Origin of the sequence: Streptomyces melanosporofaciens (assembly GCF_900105695.1) — a bacterium.
Taxonomy (GTDB): Bacteria; Actinomycetota; Actinomycetes; order Streptomycetales; family Streptomycetaceae; genus Streptomyces; species Streptomyces antimycoticus.
The window spans coordinates 4,540,356-4,559,324 of the sequence record NZ_FNST01000002.1 but is presented as its reverse complement, the minus strand read 5'-3'; the positions used below and the strand labels follow the sequence as shown (position 1 = coordinate 4,559,324).

Genomic DNA, 18,969 nt, shown 5'->3' with positions numbered 1-18,969 from the left:
CTCTCCTCGGATCACGCCTCGGGTCACGCCCCCGGTCCTGCCTTACGGCTGTCCTTCATGCCTTACGGGTGTCCTTGCGGTACAGCCACGCCGCGCCCCCCGCGAAGAGCGCGAGATAGCCGATGAGCAGCGCGACGTCCTTGGCGTGCGGGGCGCCGCCCAGCTCGATCGCCTGGCCGAGGGCGGTGTAGGCGTGGGTGGGCAGATAGTCGCCGATGTTCCGCAGCCACTGCGGATACGACGTGGTCGGCATCCACAGCCCGCCGAGGATCGACAGACCGAAGTAGATGATCATGGTCAGCGGACGTACCGCGTCCCCGGTCGCCAGATAGCCGATGGCCACCCCCAGCGCGGCGAAGACCAGGGAGCCCGCCCAGATGGCGCCGGTCAGCGCCGCCCACTCCCAGGCTGCGTCCAGCCGCACGTTCTTGAGGGCGGCGGCCACCACGAAGACGATCACGATCGACGGCAGGGTGGCCACCGCACCCACCGCGATCTTGGCCGCCACATAGCCGCGCCCGGGCAGCCGGGTGAGCCGCAGTTGCCGGGTCCAGCCGCCCTCGCGCTCCTTGGCGATCCGCTCGCCGTTGCCCATCAGCCCGGCGGTCAGCGCCCCGAAGGAGGCCATCGCGACCATGTAGTAGAGCGGCATCGACAGCCGGGTGCCGGGCACCCGGTCGTCGGCGTCGGTGCTGCCCGCGATCAGCAGGAAGAGCACGGACGGATAGATGATCGTGAAGAACATGAACTTGCGATTGCGCAGGGTCCGCGCGATCTCCAGCTTGACCAGCGCCTTCATCGGGCGGACTCCTCAACTGTCGGCACGGCGCCGGTGGCCGTGTCGGTGGCGGCATCAGTGATGGCCAGGAACGCCTGCTCCAGGCCGAGCCCGGTGACCTCCAGGCCGCGCGGATAGAGCCCGAGCCCGTAGACCGCGTGCACGGTCGCGTCCGCGTCGGTGGACCGGATCCGTACGGTACGCCCCGAGATGTCGATCCCGGTCAGCGCGGGCATGGCGCGCAGCGCCGTCTCGTCGATCGGACCGTCCAGCTCGAAGGAGATCCGCCGGGCCCCGGCCATCGCCTTGATCTCGGCGGACGAGCCGTCGGCGAGCACCCGGCCACCGTGCAGCACGATCACCCGGTCGGCGATGGCGTCGGCCTCTTCGAGGTAGTGGGTGGCGAACAGGATGGTGCGGCCCTGCTTCGTCTGCTCCCGCATCGCGCCCCAGAAGGTCTGCCGGGACGCCACGTCCATACCGGTCGTGGGCTCGTCCAGCACGATCAGATCGGAGGCGCCGGCGGTGGCGAACGCGAAGCGCACCCGCTGCTCCTGACCGCCGGAGAGCTTGTTCACCTTGCGGGAGGCGATCTCGGCGATCCCCGCCCGCTCCAGCACCTCGTCCACCGGATGGCCCTTGGGGTGCAGATCGCAGGCCAGCCCCACCAGTTCGCGGACCGTCACGTCCTCCATCAGAGCGCCGCTCTGCAGCATCGCGCCGACCCGGCCGCGGACGATGGCCTGGCGCGGGGTGGTGCCGAAAACCTCCACCCGCCCGGAGTCCGGGTGGCGCAGGCCGAGCAGCAGATCGAGGCTGGAGGACTTGCCGGCGCCGTTGGGGCCCAGCAGGGCGACGGTCTCCCCCGGGTACAGCGCGAGATCCAGGTCGGCCACGGCACGCACGCTGCCGTAGCTCTTGTTCACCTGCTCGAAGCGGACCACGGGCGGGGCGCCCGTGGTGGCGACCCCGGTGCCGGGGGCGGAAACAGCGGTCGTTGCGGTCATGGCCACCAGCCTGGCCGAGGGCGGGCGGCGCCCGGCAGTGTCAGCGGTCGTGACCTGGGGATGACAGATGTCATGGGTCGGGGTATGACGTGGCAGGGCATGGGTCGGGGCATGACGTGCCGGGGAGACGTGCCGCGGCCCGGGAGACACGAGGCGGCCAGGAGAGACGACGCGGCCCGGGAGACATGACGCGGCCCCCGCCCGGTGCCGGGCGGGGGCCGCGTGGTGAACGAGCGGGCCCGCTCAGTTGTCCTTGCCGATGACGCCGATGCGCTCGCTGGGCGTCTTGCCGAGCAGCGCCTGCCGCAGCGCGGACTCCACGTCCTCCGGGGTGACGGGCTTCTTGCTGCCGTCGCCCCGTTCGAGCAGAACGCCGTCGAAGGTGCTGCCGTACAGCTGCTTCAGGACCGACAGGTCGTAGTGCTCCACCAGCTTGCCGTCGATCACCTTCATGGAAAGGATCTTCGGCAGCGACTTGTCCGGACCGAACGGAATCGAGTGCTGGGGGTCCGTCTGCACCGTGACCAGACCCGACATCGCGGGCTTGGCGAAGCTCTTCATCTTCCGGTCGACCTCGGCGTCGCTGACCGTGGGGCGGCGCGCGGCGACCGGCAGGGTGATGGCCTTGTTCCGGCCGGTCTCGGCGCGCAGGCGGAACCCGTCCGAGACGGCCTTGACCGCCTTGTCCACGTCCAGCCCCCTGCCCTCCTTGCCGTACACCGCGACGGGCTTGCCGGAGGTGAAGTCGATGCCGCCCTCGCGGGCCGTGCCGGAGTCGCCCGCGAGCCGCTCCAGGGCGTCCCGCAGCTTCTCCTCGTCGACCGTGACGGCGGGGTCGGCCTCATGGGTGCCGCCGAAGAGCGAGCCGATCACGGTGACCGGGTTGTAGTCCCGGCCCGCGACGTCCCGGACCGTGGCCTCGGTGTCGAGCGCCAGGCCCGCCACGGAGGGCTTGATCTCCTTCTGCTGGCCGTCGACCGACACCGTCAGCGGGGCGGTGGTGCGCTTGCCCAGGGCGGTGTCCAGCTTGTCGACGGCGACCTCCTTGGAGCTGCCGCCGATGTCGACGCCGAGGACGGTGGTGCCGTTCGGCACATCGGCGTGGTTCATGACCAGACCGGCGGCGTAGGCCCCGCCCGCGATCACGAACAGCAGGCCCGCGACCATGACGACCTTGGAGCGGCCCTTCTTCTTGGGCTTGCCGGCCTTCGGGGCGGACGGCGCCGGGGCGCTGTCGCCGCCGGGCGCCGGGGTCCCGAGGCCGCCCGGGGCGGGCGGCGCCGGCGGCCTGGACCGGCCCTCGCCCGACGGCACCACGGGCACCCCGCTGACCAGCGTGTCGCTGGAGATCTGGTCCGGCGGCACCCCGCCGCCCGGCGTGGGCTCGGGGTCGCGGAACAGCGAGGGGGACGGATCGCTCCCGAGGTCGCCCCTGAACCCCTCTCCGGGACCGTTCAGCGGGCCCGCGCCGGTGGTGGCGCCGAGGCTGCCGGACATCGGCGAGCCGCCCGGCGGGGTCGGCGGCTGGGCGGCGGGGCCGCCGGCCAGCGGCCCCACACCGCCCGGAGGCGCCTGCGGGTCGCCGCCGTACGGACCGCCGGCGGGGCCCGGTCCGGGCGGGGCCGACAACTCGCTGTCGTGCGGGCCCGCACCGGGGCCGGACGGCGGCATGAACATGTCGCCGGTCATCGGGCCGGTGGTGGGCCCGGTCGGCTCGGGGTGACCGGACGGGGCCTGGGCGTCGGTGAAGTACGGCAGATCGGCGACGGGGCCGCCGCCCTGCTGCGGGGCCGGGAACCCCTGGGTGGTGTCCGGCGCCGGGAATCCCTGAGTCGCCTCCGGGGAGGGGAATCCCTGCGTGGTGTCCGGAGCGGGGAACCCCTGCGTGGTGTCCGGTGCCGGGGGCATCGGCGGCGTCGGCGTGCTGCCGGTGGCCGACGAACCGCCCCTGGGCTTACGGGGCGAGAACCAGTCGCTGGTCCGCTGCTCGCCCTCGCCCTTCTTCTCGCGGTTCTCGGAAGGCTCGTTGGACCCGCCGGGCTCGGCCGGCACACCGCGCTCCGGCGTCGGCGTGTAGTCGACCCGGGGCAGCGCGCCGGTGGGCTCGGGGGCGCCGTCGTCCCCGCCGGAGCGCTGCGCGGGTACGCCGTCCTCCGCGACGGGCGTGCGCATGACCACCGGCGGGATGGGCCGCGACCCCGGAATGTTGATCTTGATCCGGGTCGTCAGCGTGGTTTCGGTCTTCGGCTCCTCCGGCTTGGCCGCGGCCCGCGCCTGCCCGTCGTCGGCGAACTCCTGCGGAGCCTCCTGCGTGGGGTTCGGCGAGGGGTACTGGCGGGATCCGTACGGCGGGGTGCCCGACGGGTAGGCGGCACCGCCGCTTCCCTCCCGGGGCCCGGAGGACGAACTGTCAGATTCACGGCTCAAAGCAGGTTCTCCCAGTTAGCTCCGCCGCCCGTCAGACCTCGCGCGGGCGGCTCGGCGGCGGCACCACCATACTGGGCGGTGCGGACGCGCACTTGACGGCCGCCGGATCACCGCATCCGGTACGCCCGAGGCGCACCCTTCGCCGCATGTCCGAAGGGCCTCCAAGTGCCGGGGACGTCGTGCCGAAAACGTCACGTCACTTACCAAGTCGGACCGGCGGGCCAGGAGGTTGCGGCACCAAAGGCAACGTGGCGCACATCACACCGATGAACATTCCGCCGAGGAGGAAAGCGTACGACCCCAGCCCGGCGCCGAAAAGGAAATCCCCTTCGGAGCGGGAGGAAGTGAGCAGCAACACGGCCACCGTCCAGGCCCCCGCGGGCACTCCGCCGCCCATCCGGGCACCCGCGGCCTTGACCCCGCCGTAGCACAGGCCCGCGATCGCGAGCAGCGCGAGCAGCAAACCGCCGGGGAACCACGCCGCTTGGACCAGCGCGCCCGCGGCGCCGACCAGCAGCCCGGCCACGGCGAGCAGGGCGTATCCGCCCAGGCGCAGAGCCGTCATGCCGCCACCCCCGCGAACAGGTCGTCCTCGCGGTCCGCCCCGGCCTCGCCCTTGACGAGCCGGTAGTGCTCATGGACGAACATGGGCTGGCCCAGGTCGTTGGAGAGCGCGAAGAAGGGGCCGTCCACCGCGATCTGGGTGGCGTGGGCGCGCATCGCCGCCGCCTTCGCCCCGGCGTGGGCGGTGCCGTCGACGAACGCGGTGACGTCCGAGTCCGGCACCACTCCGGGGATGTCGTCGACCGTGGCGACACCGGGGAAGAGGGAGTCGCGGCCCGCGGCCCGCAGCCGGGCGAAGCCCTCCTCGACGGCCGAGCGCGGCACGCAGTTCCAGTAGACCTTCGCGATGTCGTGCGGCTCGCCGAGCTCCGGGCGGAAGTCCGCGTCGGCGGCCAGCTCCACGGCGCGCATCGCCACGCGGTGCGCCTGGATGTGATCGGGGTGGCCGTACCCCCCATGGGTGTCGTACGCCACGAGAACCTGTGGCCGGATCTCGCGGACGACGGCCACCAGGTGCCCCGCGGCCTCGTCCAGGTCGGCCTGCCAGAAGCAGTCCGGCCGGTCGTTCTGCGGGGCGCCCATCATCCCGGAGTCGCGATAGCGGCCCGGACCACCCAGGAAGCGGTGGTCCTCGACCCCCAAGGCGGCCATGGCCGCGGCGAGTTCGCCGATCCGGTGCGGACCGAGCGCGTCGTCGCGGTCGGCGGCGAGATGCGCGAGGGCAGGCGGGATGACCTCGCCTTCCTCACCGAGGGTGCAGGTCACCAGGGTGACGTGTGCGCCCTCGGCGGCATACTTCGCCATGGTCGCGCCGTTATTGATCGACTCGTCGTCCGGATGTGCGTGCACCAGCAGCAGACGACGGGCGGGAAGAGCGGTCATGGGCACAGCCTACGATTCGCACACCAGTGCCCACGGGTCGCACGTCCCGGCCTCGCTCGGGGTCAGATCTTCACGCCGCCGATCATGTCCGCCACATTGGTGGTGAGGTCATCGATCGTCGGGGCTACCGAAGAACTCGCCAGGTAGAAGCCGAGGAGGACGCAGACGACCGCATGAACCGCCTTCAGCCCTGCCTTGTTTACGAGCATGAAGACGATGATCAGCAGCAGCACTGACATCGAGATCGAGAGCGCCACAGCGGCTCACCTCCAGATACACGCACTCGGACGGACAACATATTGATGCCACAGGGGGCCTACCCACTATGCGCAATCGATCATAACTATGGCGCTGTGCACACGACTCGGTGCACGGGAGCATGACAGGGGCGCATGCCTGATCGCACGAACTTCCGCGCCCCCCAGGCGGTTTCTCGGTGGTTATGCGCCATCTCGCCATCGTGCGGGGCCGGTTGACCCGCGCGCCGTTCCGGCCGAATCGTGCCAGGGGCAATGCCGCCCCGGCCTACCGATCCGTACTCTCCCTCGCGATGATCCAGAGCCGTACGCTCGCCCTATGACCGGACAGCTCTCGTTCCCACGGCAGCACGCGCGGACCCAACGCTTCACCCTCGGGGCACCGCGGGCCCTGACCGTGGCCCCCGACGATTCACGCGTCGTCTTCCTGCGCTCCCGCTCGGGCACCGACCGGACCGGCCTCCTGTGGGTGCACGACCTCGCCGGGCAGCGCGCGTACCCCGCCGCCGACCCGGCCGAGCTGCTCGGCGGCGCCGGCGAGGAGCTGTCCCCGAGGAGCGGGCACGGCGCGAGCGCAGCCGCGAGGGGTCGGCCGGGGTGGTCGGCTACGCGGTGGACGCCGCCGTCGAGCGGGCCGCGTTCGCCCTCTCCGGACGGCTCTTCACCACCGATCTGCCCGCGGGCACCACCCGTGAGCTGCGCGTCCCCGGCCCGGTCGTGGACCCGCGCCCCTCGCCCGACGGCCGCCACATCGCCTATGCGGCGGGCGGGGCGCTGCGGATCACGGGCACGGACGGCGAGGACGACCGGGCGCTCGCGGAGCCGGAGGAGGACACCGTCACCTACGGCCTCGCGGAGTTCATCGCGGCCGAGGAGATGGACCGCTCACGCGGCTTCTGGTGGTCGCCGCGGAGCGACGCCCTGCTGGCCGCCCGGGCCGACGACGCCCCCGTACAGCGCTGGTGGACCGCCGACCCGGCCCACCCTGGCCGGAAGCCCGCGGAGGCCGCCTATCCCGCCGCGGGCACCGCCAACGCCGAGGTGCGGCTGGTTCTGCTCGGTCTGGACGGCTCCCGTACGGAGATCGAGTGGGACCGGGAGCGCTATCCGTACCTCGCGCGGGTGCACTGGTCGGCCTACGGTCCGCCCCTGCTTCTGGTCCAGGCCAGGGACCAGCGCAGCCAGCTCTATCTGGCCGTGGACACCGACACCGGACGGACCAGCACGGTCCATGTGGACGAGGACGCGGTTTGGCTGGATCTTTTCCCCGGGGTCCCGGCCTGGACGGAGGACGGACGACTGGTCCGCATCGCGGACGAGGGCGGCGCCCGGGTGCTGATGGTCGGCGACCGCAAGTTGACGTCCGGCGCCCTCCAGGTGCGCGCGGTCCTCGACATCGGCACGGACGACGTGCTGTTCTCCGCCTCTCCCGGGGCCGGTGCCCCGCTGCCCGAGCAGCCGGGCGAGATCGACGTCTATCGCGCCTGGTTCCGGGGCAGCGGCGACCAGGGCGGCTGGGAGCCGGTCGGCAAGCGGCCCTTCCCGGCGGTCCACTCCGCCGTGCGCGGCGGTGAGGTGCTCGCACTGGCGTACACGGGGCTGGAGCGGCCCGGGGTGAGCGTGGAGATCCTCCGGCCCGCCGACCACGGCGCGGCCGAGCGCCTCGCCGAGATCGCCTCGTACGCGGAGCGGCCCGTCATCACCGCCCGCCCCGAGCTCCTCTTCGCGGGCAAGCGGGACATCCCCTGTGCCGTTCTGCTGCCCGGCGGCCACCGGGAGGGCGACGGACCGCTGCCGGTCCTGATGGATCCTTACGGCGGGCCGCACGGCCAGCGGGTGGTCGCCTCGCACAACGCCCACCTCACCTCGCAGTGGTTCGCCGACCAGGGCTTCGCGGTGATCGTCGCCGACGGCCGCGGCACCCCCGGCCGCTCCCCCGCCTGGGAGAAGGCGGTGCGCGACGAGCTGGCCGCGGTCACCCTGGAGGACCAGGTCGAGGCCGTGACAGCGCTCGCCGAGCGCTATCCGCTGGACCTCGACCGAGTCGCCATCCGCGGCTGGTCCTACGGCGGCTATCTGGCCGCGCTGGCGGTGCTGCGCCGCCCCGATGTCTTCCACGCGGGCGTGGTGGGCGCGCCGGTGACGGACTGGCGGCTGTACGACACCCACTACACCGAGCGGTATCTGGGCCTGCCGGACGAGCAGCCCGAGGTCTACGCCGCCAACGCGCTGATGACCGACGAGGGGCTGTCCGGCGCGGCGGAGACCCTCCGGCCGATGATGATCATCCACGGTCTGGCGGACGACAATGTGGTGGCCGCGCACACCCTGCGGCTCTCCTCGGCGCTGCTGGCCGAGGGCCGTCCGCACGAGGTGCTGCCGCTGTCCGGGGTGACCCATATGACCCCGCAGGAGCAGGTCGCGGAGAATCTGCTCCTGCTGCAGGTGGACTTCCTCAAGCGATCCCTCGGGATGCGGTAGCTCCGCGGGAAGAGCCGCAAGCCGCCGTCCTTTGTCTGCGGCTGCGTCGTGGCTGGTCGCCCACGCGGCGGAGCCGCATGTCGACACAGCCGCGGCGGAGCCGCACATCGACACAGCCCCGCACCCCTTGGGGGCGCACCCGAACCGCACCGCACCTGGCCGGTGGATCTTCGCGCCTGGGACATCAGCGGCTGCCGCCGCGGGCCCCGCGAAGATCCACCGGACAGGGCCTGGGCCTCGGGGCCGCGCTGATCCGCCGTCACCAGCCCGGCGTCACCAGCCCGGCGGTGGTGCGGGAGGCGCGGGCGGTGCGGACGGCGGCGGGGGCGCGGCGGGCGGGGCCCCGGGCGGAGGGGGCACCAGCGGCGGGGTGCTGGGCGGCGGCGGGCCGTATCCCCCGCCGCCGTAACCACCCCCGCCGTAGCCACCGCTCCCGGGTCCGCCACTCCCGTAGCCACCGCTCCCGGGTCCGCCGCCGTAGCCTCCGGCCTCGGAGCCGCCGCCGTAGCCGCCGGGCCCATAGCCGTCATAGCCGCCGGACCCATAGCCGTCGTAGCCGCCGTGCGCCGGGGCGCCCGGCCCCGGCTCCCCGGTGAACCCGGCGCCCTCCTCAAGGCCCCGCCGGGCCAGGGCCAGAAGGGCGATCAGCCCCGCGATCGCCTCGAAGAAGCCGCTGAGCACGCTCAGCACGCCCACCGTCGGCAGATCGCCGAGGTGGTCCACATAGTCGAGCTTGATGTAGAGCGATGCCTCGCTGATCCCCGTCGCCATGACCAGCGCCGCCGCCGTCATCCCCAGCGGGCGCGCCAGCGGGGCACGCGCGAGCGCGGCCGCCGCGGCGGCCAGGCACAGCGCGACCGCCGCCCACGCCGTCCAGGCACCGGGCGGCGAGAGCAGGGTGGGCAGCGAGTGCTTGCCGGTGAGCAGGTACTTGTAGATCTCCCAGCCCCGCTCCTGGGCCCAGTAGATCTGCCAGGCGGCGAGCACGACCCCGACGGCGCCCAGGAACAGCGCTCCGGTGACCGCCGCCCCGGGCGAGGGGCGGCCCGGCGGCCGGTCGGCGGGCGAGGCCAGATGTCCGGGCGGGGCGAGGTCGGCGGGGCGGCGGGCGGCGGCCACCACGGCCAGCAGCAGCCCGCCGAGCACCACCTGCGCCCAGGCGCTGAGGTTTCCCCGCGTCTTCAGATCGCCGGGGATGCCCTGCAGCCAGTCGGAGTTCAGGTTCCACAGGCTGGGCAGGCGCACCACGACGGTCACCACCGCGACCGTGCCGAGCGCGCCCGCGGCGGCCGGTGAGCGCAGGGCGGTGATCCCGACGACCGCGTAGACCAGCAGCAGCACGAGGTCGAGCAGGGAGGAACCGAAGATCCCCCCGGTGGCCCGGAACGGCAGCCCCGCCCACGTCCACCACAGATGGTTCGCCTCGTCGGCCTTGTCCAGGTCGTGGATGATCCACGCCAGCGAGATCAGCCCGAGGACCGCGCAGACGAGCGCCCCGAAAAGGCGCCCTCCGCTGTTGAGTATCCGTCCCTGCCCCATAGCCGTAGGTTTCCCCCGCCTCGTACCCCGGGCAACCGTCGCGGGGCGAAGAAAAATACGGATCGTGACCGTCCGGCGGCCGCCGGGGGGTGCGACCGGCCGGGGCCACATGGCGCGCCCCGGCCGGTCCACGGCACCCGCACGGCCGTACGCAGTTCAGCCTGACGCGTCCGTATATCGGTGTTGCGACGGATGAGTTGCCGGTGTGTTAACGCGCTTCCTGCCCATAGAACATGCTTTGTCCCTCATGGCGGATCCCTGTCAAGCACGCCCGGACCTCGATCTGCCAAATCTTCGCTCAAGACTCGAATGAGCGGCACATCCACCCTCCCCGGCCCCTTGACTGGGCCGTTCCCCGATTGCGAAAGTCCGCTCAACCCGGTACGCACGCACCACCCTGGCGAGCGGGCGGCGACATGACGCGCATAGATGACGCGAGTTGACGGTGTGACACCAGTGCGGGGGGACGCTACGCGATGACGAGTCCATCCCAGTCCGGCGTGGTCGAGAAGACCGCACCGGGCGCGGAGGGCGAGGCGCCGGCCGGTCTGGCGCCCCGCCAGCTCATGTGGCGGCGGTTCAAACGCGACCGCACGGGCGTCATCTCCGCGTGTGTGGTGATCTTCTTCTTCGCCGTCGCCGTGCTGGCTCCGGTGATCTCCTGGCTGTACGGCAAGGATCCGTACACCACCTACGGCCTGGACCGGCCCGAGCTGCTGGACCCCCTCACCAGCTATCCGATGAAGCCCAACGGGGGCATCGACGGCGAGTTCTGGTTCGGCGTCGAGCCCAAGCTGGGCCGCGATGTGCTGACCCAGCTCGTCTACGGCATCCGCACCTCGCTGCTGATCGGGCTGGCCGCGACCGTGCTGTCCACGATCACCGGCATCGTGATCGGCGTGGTGGCGGGCTATCTGGGCGGCCGCACCGACTACTTCCTCGGCCGGCTCATCGATCTGCTGCTGTCCTTTCCGCAGCAGCTCTTCTTCGTCGCCTTCATGCCGGTGGTCACCGCGCTGTTCGTCAGCCCGCAGAAGGAGACGCCCACCTATTTCCGGGTGACGGCCCTGGTGATGGTGTTGTGGCTGCTGGGCTGGATGCAGCTCGCCCGACTGCTGCGCGGCCAGGTGCTGTCCCTGAGGGAGCGGGAGTTCGTCGAGGCGGCCCGGGTGACCGGCGCCTCGCCGTGGCGGATCGTCCGCAAGGAGCTGCTGCCCAACCTCGTCACGCCCATCCTGGTGCAGTCCACGCTGATGCTGCCGAACTTCGTGACGACGGAAGCGGCGCTGTCCTTCCTCGGCGTCGGCGTGGTGGAACCGACCCCCGACTGGGGCCGGATGTTCGCCAAGGGCGCGAACTTCTACGAGGGCGACATCACCTACATGTTCTTCCCCGGCATCGCCATGGTGGTCTTCGTGGTCGCCTTCAACCTGCTCGGGGACTCGGTCCGGGACGCGATGGACCCGAAGACCACGCGGTGACCGGGGGGCCGGAGGGCCCAAGGCAGAGAACGGCAAGTCTTCCGTCCGATGAGACAGGTGCAGTGACCACGATGACGCCGAAGAAGAACAGTCGCAGAGCCCGTACCTACGCCGTCGCCCTGACCGCGGGCGCCCTGGCGCTCGCGGGGTGCAGCAGCGGAGGCGGCGGCTCGGACCCCAAGGGGTCGAACGAGCCCAAGATGGAGTCCCAGGACGTCACCCTCGGCACCGCGGCCGACTCCACCGGACCGGCCAAGGAGCTGCCGGGCGCCAAGAAGGGCGGCACCGTCACGGTGCTGCAGCGGGACGCCTTCGAGCATCTGGACCCGGGGCAGATCTACGTCAGCGACGAGCTGATCGCGCAGACCCTCTACAACCGGACGCTGACGAACTACCAGTTCGACGACAAGACGGGCAAGGCCAAGCTGGTCGGCGACCTCGCCACCGACACCGGCAAGTCCTCCGACGGCGGCCGCACCTGGACGTACACCCTCAAGGACGGGCTGAAGTACGAGGACGGCTCGCCCATCACCTCCAAGGACGTCCGGCAGGCCGTCGAGCGGCTCTACGCGCCGTATCAGACGAACGGGCCGACCTATCTGCAGCAGTGGCTCTCCGGTGAGGGCCAGAAGTACCGCAAGGCCCTTCCGGACGGCCCCTACAAGGGCAAGCATCTGCCCTCGTCGGTGCTGGACACCCCGGACGACAAGACCATCGTCTTCCACTTCGACCAGCCGCGCGCCGAGGTGCCGTTCGCGGTCGCCATGCCCAATATCACCGCGGTGCCGCCGGGCAAGGACACCAAGGAGAAGTACGACAAGGCGCCGCTGGCCTCGGGCCCGTACAAGGTCCGGAACTTCAAGTCGGGCAAGGGCGTCGAGTTCGTCAAGAACGACCAGTGGGACCCCAAGACCGACTCGATACGCCATCAGTACGTCGACGGGTTCAACGTCTCCTTCGGCCACCAGTGGGTGGACTCCACCCGCCGGCTCCAGGCCAGCAAGGGCGCCGACCGGAACGGGATGACGCTCACCAACGCGGTCGACCCCTCGCAGATCTCCACGGTCCTCAAGGACAAGGAGGCCATGGCACGGTCGCTGACCGAGACGCAGCCCTATGTGGACGTCGTCTCGATCAACACCGATCGGGTCAAGGACAAGAAGGTGCGCGAGGCGATCGCCTGGGCCTTCCCCAGCGGGCAGTACCTCCAGCAGTTCGGCGGTCCCAAGGGCGGTGAGGTCGGCGGCGGGCTGGTCGGCCCCACGCTCAAGGGCTACGACCCCTCCTTCGACCCGTTCCAGAAGAAGAAGTACCCCGGCGGCAACGCCAAGAAGGCCAGGGCGCTGCTGAAGGAGGCGGGCAAGGAGAACTACGAGCTCGTCTACGCCTACGGCAACGGCGACACCCACCAGGACGCCTCGGTGGTCGTCCAGCAGGCCCTGGAGCGGGCCGGGTTCAAGGTGCAGAAGAAGGAGATCGACCAGTCGACCTATTACACGCAGATCGGAAAGGTCAAGAACAAGTTCGACCTGTACCGGTCCTCGTGGGGTGCCGACTGGCCGTCCGCCTCGACCGTGGTCCCGCCGGTGTACGGCGGCGAGAACGTCTACGACGACTCCTCGAACTACTCGCACCTCAACGTCCCGTCGGTCAACGAGGAGATCGGCAAGGTCACCAAGGTCGGCGACCTCGGCCGGGCCACCTCGGAGTGGATCAAGCTCAGCGAGAAGATCCTCACCGATGAGGTCCCCGCGGTCCCGACCTTCTACAACCGGCTGTTCACCCTCTGGGGCTCGGGCATCGGCGGAGTGAAGTTCAACTCGGTCTACGGGGCCGTGGACCCGACGGCCATCTTCATCAAGTAGCCGCGGCCGTACCCAGGCAGCGCAGACCCCGGCCGCACCCGTATCGGCGGGTGCGGCCGGGACCCGCCTCTAGCGGAAGATCACCGACGTCATGTTGAGATTCCTCGCCCGCCGGTCCCTCGGCGCGATCGTGATCCTGATCCTGATCAGCGCGATCACGTTCTTCCTCTTCTTCGCCCTGCCCGCCGAACCGGCCCGGCTCGCCTGCGGCAAGAACTGCGACCCCGTCTCGCTCGCCATGATCAACAAGAACCTGGGCCTGGACCAGCCGGTGCCGGTCCAGTACGCGAAGTTCATGGTGGGGATCGTCGCCGGGCGGGACTTCGCCGTGGGGCACTGCAGCGCCCCCTGCTTCGGCTACTCCTTCGTCAGCCAGGAGCCCGTCTGGGGCACCATCGCCGACCGCTTCCCCACCACCCTCTCGCTCGCCCTCGGCGGTGCCGCCGTGTTCCTGGTCTGCGGGATCGGCATCGGCATGATCGCGGCCTGGCGGCGCGGCACCTGGATCGACAAGTTCTTCAGCTCGCTGTCGCTGCTCGGCGCCTCGATGCAGATCTACTTCGTCGGGGTGCTCGCCCTGGCCTGGTTCGTCAGCGGTCTGGGGATCATGGATCAGCCGGCCTACTACCCCTTCACCGACAATCCGGCGAAGTGGTTCAGCGGGATGCTGCTGCCCTGGGTGGTGCTGTCACTGATCTTCCTGGCCAACTACAGCCGGATGACCCGCTCCCAGATGGTCGAGCAACTGCAGGAGGACCATGTCCGCACGGCGAGAGCCAAGGGGCTCTCCAGCCGTACGGTCTTCTTCCGCTACGCCTGGCGCGGCGCCATCGCCCCCATCGTCACCATCTTCGGCATCGACCTCGGATCGCTCTTCGGCGGGGCCATGGTCACCGAGTACACCTTCACCCTGCACGGCATCGGGCGGCTGGCGGTGGAATCCGTCCAGCTCACCGATCTGCCCATGCTGATGGGCGTGATGCTGGTCAGCTCCGCGGCCATCGTGGTGTTCAACATCCTGGTCGACGCCGCCTACGCCTTCATCGACCCGCGCGTGCGCCTCGCCTGACAGACCCGGAGCTGCCGAGATGACCACACTCACCAAGCCCGACGACGGCGCGACGCCCCCACCGGCCGGCCCCGGCGACGGCGCCTTCCTGTCCGTACGCGATCTGTACGTCCGCTTCTCGACCGAGGACGGCGTCGTCAAGGCCGTCGACGGCCTCTCCTTCGACCTCGAACGCGGCCGGACGCTCGGCATCGTCGGCGAGTCCGGCTCCGGCAAGTCCGTCACCAACCTCACCGTGCTGGGGCTGCACGACCCGCGCACCACCACCGTCAGCGGCGAGATCCTGCTGAACGGACAGGAGCTGACCGGGGCGCCCGAGCGCACCCTGGAGCGGCTGCGCGGCAACACCATGGCGATGATCTTCCAGGATCCGCTGACCGCCCTGTCGCCGTACTACACGGTGGGGCGCCAGATAGCCGAGCCGTACCGCAAGCACACCGGCGCCTCCAAGAGCGAGGCCCGCTCCCGCGCGATCGAGATGCTGGAGAAGGTCGGCATCCCCAACCCCCGGCTGCGGGTGGACGACTATCCGCACCAGTTCTCCGGCGGGATGCGGCAGCGCGCGATGATCGCGATGTCGCTGGTCTGCGACCCCGATCTGCTGATCGCCGACGAGCCGACCACCGCGCTCGACGTCACCGTCCAGGCCCAGATCCTGGATCTGCTCAAGGACCTCCAGCAGGAGTTCGGCTCCGCGATCATCCTCATCACCCATGACCTGGGCGTGGTCGCCAACACCGCCGACGATCTGCTGGTGATGTACGCGGGCCGGGCCGTGGAGCGCGGTACGGTCCGCGAGGTGCTGCGCGCGCCCCAGCACCCGTACACCTGGGGGCTGCTGGGCTCCATGCCGCGGCTGTCCTCCGCCGTGGACGAGCCGCTGAACCCCATCCCCGGCTCCCCGCCGAGCCTGCTCAGCCCCCCGCCGGGCTGTCCCTTCCATCCGCGGTGCCACTACACCGACCAGGTGGAGGGCGACCGCTGCGCCACCGAGCGGCCCGTGCTGCCGGACGGCCGCGGCGCCGCCTGCCACCTGAGCGCCGAGCGGAAACAGACCCTCTTCACCGAGCAGATCAAGCCCCGGCTGGGCTAGGGCCTAGGAGCGCTGACGCATGAGCATCGAGTCGGGCACACCCGAACCCCTCCTGGTCACCGAGAAGCTGACCAAACACTTCCCGATCATGGGCGGCTTTCCGTTCAAGCGGAAGGTCGGGGCCGTGCAGGCGGTGGACGGGATCGATCTGACCGTGCACGCCGGGGAGAGCTTCGGGCTGGTCGGCGAGTCCGGCTGCGGCAAGTCCACCACGGGCCGGCTGCTGACCCGGCTGCTGGAGCCCACCGCCGGGAAGATCACCTACCGGGGTCAGGACATCACCCACGCGGGCCGCAAGGAGCTGGCCCCGATCCGCTCCGAGATCCAGATGATCTTCCAGGATCCGTACTCCTCGCTGAACCCCCGGCAGACCGTCGGCACCATCATCTCCGGCCCCATGGAGATCAACGGCATCAATCCGCCGGGCGGCCGCGAGGCCCGGGTGCGCGAACTGCTGGAGATCGTGGGCCTCAACCCCGAGCACTACAACCGCTTCCCGCACGAGTTCTCCGGCGGCCAGCGCCAGCGCATCGGCGTGGCCCGCGCACTCGCCCTGGAACCCAAGCTGATCGTCGCCGACGAGCCGGTCTCGGCGCTGGACGTCTCCATCCAGGCGCAGGTCGTCAATCTGCTCCAGAAGCTCCAGCGGGAACTGGGCATCGCCTTCCTGTTCATCGCCCACGACCTGGCCGTCGTACGCCACTTCTCGCAGCGTGTCGCCGTGATGTACCTGGGCAAGGTGGTCGAGGTGGGCGACCGCGACTCGATCTACCGCCGCCCCCGCCACCCGTACACCCACGCCCTGCTGTCCGCGGTGCCGGACGCGGCGGTGGTGATGGCCGAGAACGTCAAGGACGCAGCGGACACAGCGAACACAGCGGACACCTCGGATACCGAAGAGGCCGCCCGCCGGACGCGCATCCGGCTCGCCGGGGACGTCCCCTCCCCCATCAACCCGCCCTCCGGCTGCCGCTTCCGCACCCGCTGCTGGAAGGCCCAGGACAAGTGCGCGCGGGAGGAGCCGCCGCTTCTGCGCCTGGACGGCAACCGCGAGGGCCATCTGTCCGCCTGCCACTTCCCCGAGGACCCGACCCTCGAGGCCCGCGAGGAGGACGTCGTCCTCGACCCGGCGCTGATCGCGGCGGAGTCGGGGACGGGAGCGCCACCGCGCAAGGAGCCGTAAGGAGCCGTAAGGGACTGGCCGCTCGGGCTCAGAAGCGCGAGAAGGCATGCGCCCGGCCGATCGCGGTGAACCCGCGGCGGCCGTACCAGTGCAGCGGCCAGTCGTCCTGGTCGGCGACGAGGAACCGCAGCCCGCACTCCGCGGCGGCCGCGCGGCGCAGCGCCGCGGTCAGGACGGCGTCGGCGTGGCCGCGGCGCAGATACGGCTCGGCGGTCGCCACCTCCTCGATCTGGGCGATCCCGGCGGCGGGCTCCAGATACAGATCGGCCCAGGAGGCGACCTCGCCGCTGTCGTCGTGGGCGGCGAGGAAGAGCACCTCCTCGGCCCCGGCCCGCCGCGCGGTACGCCGCTCCACGAGGTCGTGCACGGTCCGCTCGTCCGCGTCCGGCATCCACCGCCGCTGCTGCGCCGTCACCGCCCGCCGCAGCGGCCCGTGCGGATCCGGCCCCAGCTCCCGCTCCACCACATCGGCCGCCGTGGCCTCCGGCACCGGCCCGGTGTGGACCATCAGCACCTCGGTCATATGGCTGTACCCGGCCCGTTCGAGCGCGGGCACACAGAGAAGTCCCAGCGCCTCGTCATGGACCGTGATCCGGCGGTGCGGAAGGAAGGCCATGACCTCGTCGGCGAGCGCGGGCAGCCCCTCGGGGTCGGCGGGCCCGACGATATGCAGCTGATTGTGCTCATGGGAGCGCGCGTAACCCCCGTGCAGCACCAGGAATCCCCCCGGCACCTCCCGCACCTCACCGGCCTGACGACGGGCGAAGGAGATCCGGAAGTCCTGGACGCGCTCAAGGTCGTTCTGCGGCACCTCGCGATCATAGGCGAACCCGCACATCGGGGCCGGCGTCCGGGACGGGGCCGTAGACGGCGTTGGGGGCAGTCGTGTCGCCCCGTAATCTGCCCACCCCCTCGTTCGGATGAACCGCCGTCCACGGGCGCCCGGAATGGGCAGTCCGCCCGTATGATCGCCGGTATGAGCCTCGAACGTGTCACGATCACGATCCCGAGCGAGACCCTGAGCGCGGCCAAGGACGCGGCGGACCGCGAGGGAATGAGCGTCTCGGCCTGGCTCTCGCGCGCGGCCGAGCGCGCGGCCAAGATCGAGGCAGGGCTGATCGCGGCGGAAGAGGTACTGGCGGAGATCGGTCCACCCACTCCGGACGAGCAGGCCTGGGTGGACGAATTCATGGACACGATCACGAGGCCGGCAGCGGGCGACAGCTCAGGCGCTGACGATCACGCGGCTTGATGTCGTCAGTGCCGGGGGGATAACCGATGACCGCATTGCGTCCTGTTGTCTACGACGCGGGCATGTTGATCGCTGCCGAGCGTTCCCAGACCAAGGTCTGGAGAGCGCACCGGGCCTATCTCACGGCGGGCGGCGTGCCCCTGGTGCCCGCGGCCGTGGTCGCCCAGGTGTGGCGGGACGGAGCGCGGCAGGCGCGCCTGGCGCAATTGCTCAAGGGCTGCGATGTGGCGGTCATGGACGAGACAGCGGCTCGGGAGATCGGGGAATTGCTGGCTCTGGCAGGAACGTCGGATCCGGTGGACGGAGCCGTCGCCGTGCTCGCCGTGCGGCAGGGGGCGGCCATCGCCACCTCCGACCCCGACGACATCCGGCATCTGCTCGACCGCCTCGGCAGCCGAGGCAAGCTGGTGGCCGTGCAGCAGGTCTGAAGGTCGGCTGCCCCCGGGAGTAGCGGTCGCCGTAGGTCCAGTGCCACCACTCCTCACGTACCCCACGCCATGTTGACGAGGGCCACGCACATCACGAGGACCATCCCCACACCTTGCACGGCCGTGCCCCAGGCAGGCATGGACTCGCCCCTCCGGGTCGCCGAGCGCCGCGCGAAGAAGGAGGTCACCAGCGCGATGACGCCGATGGGAGCGAACACGATGGACAGCCAGTCGGCTTGCACAGGGGTCATGGCGGACTTCCTCGGTTCTCACCTCGACGACAGGGCGGCCATCATCCGCCGGAATGCCCGGGACCCCTCCCGAGCAGGGCTCACCGGGACGGGCGGCGGTACGGGCCCCGGTCAGCGCAGGGCGCGGAAGAACGTCCGGACGTCATCCACCAGCGGTTCCGGGACCTCCATCGCCGCGAAGTGGCCGCCCGCCTCGAACTCCGACCAGTGGGTGATCGTGTGGTGCGGCTCGGCGAGGCGGCGGATCGCGGTGTCGCCCCGGAAGACCGCGACGCCGGTGGGGACGCCGGAGCGTTCGGGGGGCGTGCCTCAGGCCGAGGCGGCCTCCTTGTAGAGGCGGGCGGAGGGGCCCGCGGTGTTGGTGAACCAGTAGAGGGAGACGTTTGTCAGGACCGCGTCGCGGTCGAGGGCG

The 18,969-nt window shown here is 71.0% G+C and carries 16 protein-coding genes and 1 pseudogene; 8 read left to right on the top strand and 9 right to left on the bottom strand.

Features of this window, described 5'->3' with window-relative positions:
* Positions 1 to 55: 55 nt before the first annotated feature.
* The 6 genes from BLV72_RS22555 to BLV72_RS22525 form a co-directional block, all read right to left on the bottom strand.
* Positions 56 to 799 (bottom strand): ABC transporter permease, encoded by a 744-nt coding sequence (locus tag BLV72_RS22555; protein WP_093464449.1) that lies wholly within the window; start codon positions 797 to 799, stop codon positions 56 to 58.
* Positions 796 to 1,785 (bottom strand): ABC transporter ATP-binding protein, encoded by a 990-nt coding sequence (locus tag BLV72_RS22550; protein ID WP_093464447.1) that lies wholly within the window; start codon positions 1,783 to 1,785, stop codon positions 796 to 798. The genes BLV72_RS22555 and BLV72_RS22550 overlap by 4 nt, the downstream gene beginning before the upstream one ends.
* Before the next feature lie 243 nt (positions 1,786 to 2,028).
* A complete protein-coding gene (locus BLV72_RS22545) occupies positions 2,029 to 4,212 on the bottom strand; it encodes a peptidoglycan binding domain-containing protein (RefSeq protein WP_208905701.1) in 2,184 nt (727 codons plus the stop codon).
* 196 nt (positions 4,213 to 4,408) lie between these two features.
* The gene (locus BLV72_RS22535) at positions 4,409 to 4,777 is read right to left on the bottom strand and encodes a DUF6113 family protein (protein WP_093464444.1); all 369 of its coding nucleotides are present in this window, start codon (positions 4,775 to 4,777) and stop codon (positions 4,409 to 4,411) included.
* A complete protein-coding gene (gene mshB / locus BLV72_RS22530; RefSeq protein WP_093464443.1) occupies positions 4,774 to 5,658 on the bottom strand; it encodes an N-acetyl-1-D-myo-inositol-2-amino-2-deoxy-alpha-D-glucopyranoside deacetylase in 885 nt (294 codons plus the stop codon). Before mshB ends, BLV72_RS22535 begins: the two co-directional genes overlap by 4 nt.
* Positions 5,659 to 5,720: 62 nt before the next feature.
* The gene (locus BLV72_RS22525; protein ID WP_069864354.1) at positions 5,721 to 5,915 is read right to left on the bottom strand and encodes a hypothetical protein; all 195 of its coding nucleotides are present in this window, start codon (positions 5,913 to 5,915) and stop codon (positions 5,721 to 5,723) included.
* Between the two features lie 319 nt (positions 5,916 to 6,234).
* Between BLV72_RS22525 and BLV72_RS22520 the strand changes: the two are divergent.
* Positions 6,235 to 8,396 (top strand): annotated as a pseudogene (locus tag BLV72_RS22520) (alpha/beta fold hydrolase).
* Between the two features lie 273 nt (positions 8,397 to 8,669).
* Here BLV72_RS22520 and BLV72_RS48010 read toward each other — a convergent pair.
* Complete coding sequence (locus tag BLV72_RS48010; RefSeq protein ID WP_093464441.1) at positions 8,670 to 9,935, bottom strand: hypothetical protein; 1,266 nt, start codon at positions 9,933 to 9,935, stop codon at positions 8,670 to 8,672.
* A gap of 476 nt (positions 9,936 to 10,411) precedes the next feature.
* Between BLV72_RS48010 and BLV72_RS22510 the strand changes: the two genes are divergently transcribed.
* The 5 genes from BLV72_RS22510 to BLV72_RS22490 all read left to right on the top strand — a co-directional run bounded on the left by BLV72_RS22510 (position 10,412) and on the right by BLV72_RS22490 (position 16,626).
* Positions 10,412 to 11,416 (top strand): ABC transporter permease, encoded by a 1,005-nt coding sequence (locus tag BLV72_RS22510; protein ID WP_093464440.1) that lies wholly within the window; start codon positions 10,412 to 10,414, stop codon positions 11,414 to 11,416.
* A gap of 71 nt (positions 11,417 to 11,487) precedes the next feature.
* Positions 11,488 to 13,281, top strand: a complete 1,794-nt coding sequence (locus BLV72_RS22505) for an ABC transporter substrate-binding protein (RefSeq protein WP_167746610.1) — start codon at positions 11,488 to 11,490, stop codon at positions 13,279 to 13,281.
* 91 nt (positions 13,282 to 13,372) lie between these two features.
* Positions 13,373 to 14,350 carry an ABC transporter permease gene (locus BLV72_RS22500; protein ID WP_093464438.1) on the top strand — a complete coding sequence of 326 codons (978 nt, stop codon included), beginning with the start codon at positions 13,373 to 13,375 and terminating at the stop codon, positions 14,348 to 14,350.
* Positions 14,351 to 14,369: 19 nt separating this feature from the next.
* Positions 14,370 to 15,443 carry an ABC transporter ATP-binding protein gene (locus BLV72_RS22495; protein WP_093464437.1) on the top strand — a complete coding sequence of 358 codons (1,074 nt, stop codon included), beginning with the start codon at positions 14,370 to 14,372 and terminating at the stop codon, positions 15,441 to 15,443.
* Between the two features lie 19 nt (positions 15,444 to 15,462).
* Complete coding sequence (locus BLV72_RS22490) at positions 15,463 to 16,626, top strand: ABC transporter ATP-binding protein (protein ID WP_093464435.1); 1,164 nt, start codon at positions 15,463 to 15,465, stop codon at positions 16,624 to 16,626.
* Between the two features lie 28 nt (positions 16,627 to 16,654).
* On the opposite strand, the gene BLV72_RS22485 is transcribed toward BLV72_RS22490, so the two are convergent.
* Entirely contained in the window at positions 16,655 to 17,437 is a 783-nt protein-coding gene (locus BLV72_RS22485; protein WP_244320916.1) for a GNAT family N-acetyltransferase, read from the bottom strand.
* Positions 17,438 to 17,602: 165 nt separating this feature from the next.
* Here BLV72_RS22485 and BLV72_RS22480 point away from each other — a divergent pair, with 165 nt between their 5' ends.
* Both BLV72_RS22480 and BLV72_RS22475 read left to right on the top strand, forming a co-directional pair.
* Positions 17,603 to 17,878: a hypothetical protein gene (locus tag BLV72_RS22480; RefSeq protein ID WP_143059797.1), complete on the top strand. Its 276-nt coding sequence runs from the start codon at positions 17,603 to 17,605 to the stop codon at positions 17,876 to 17,878.
* Between the two features lie 26 nt (positions 17,879 to 17,904).
* Complete coding sequence (locus BLV72_RS22475; protein ID WP_093464432.1) at positions 17,905 to 18,306, top strand: PIN domain-containing protein; 402 nt, start codon at positions 17,905 to 17,907, stop codon at positions 18,304 to 18,306.
* A 53-nt stretch (positions 18,307 to 18,359) separates the two neighbouring features.
* Here BLV72_RS22475 and BLV72_RS22470 read toward each other — a convergent pair whose 3' ends face one another.
* Positions 18,360 to 18,557, bottom strand: a complete 198-nt coding sequence (locus BLV72_RS22470) for a hypothetical protein (RefSeq protein WP_093464431.1) — start codon at positions 18,555 to 18,557, stop codon at positions 18,360 to 18,362.
* Positions 18,558 to 18,969 lie beyond the last annotated feature (412 nt).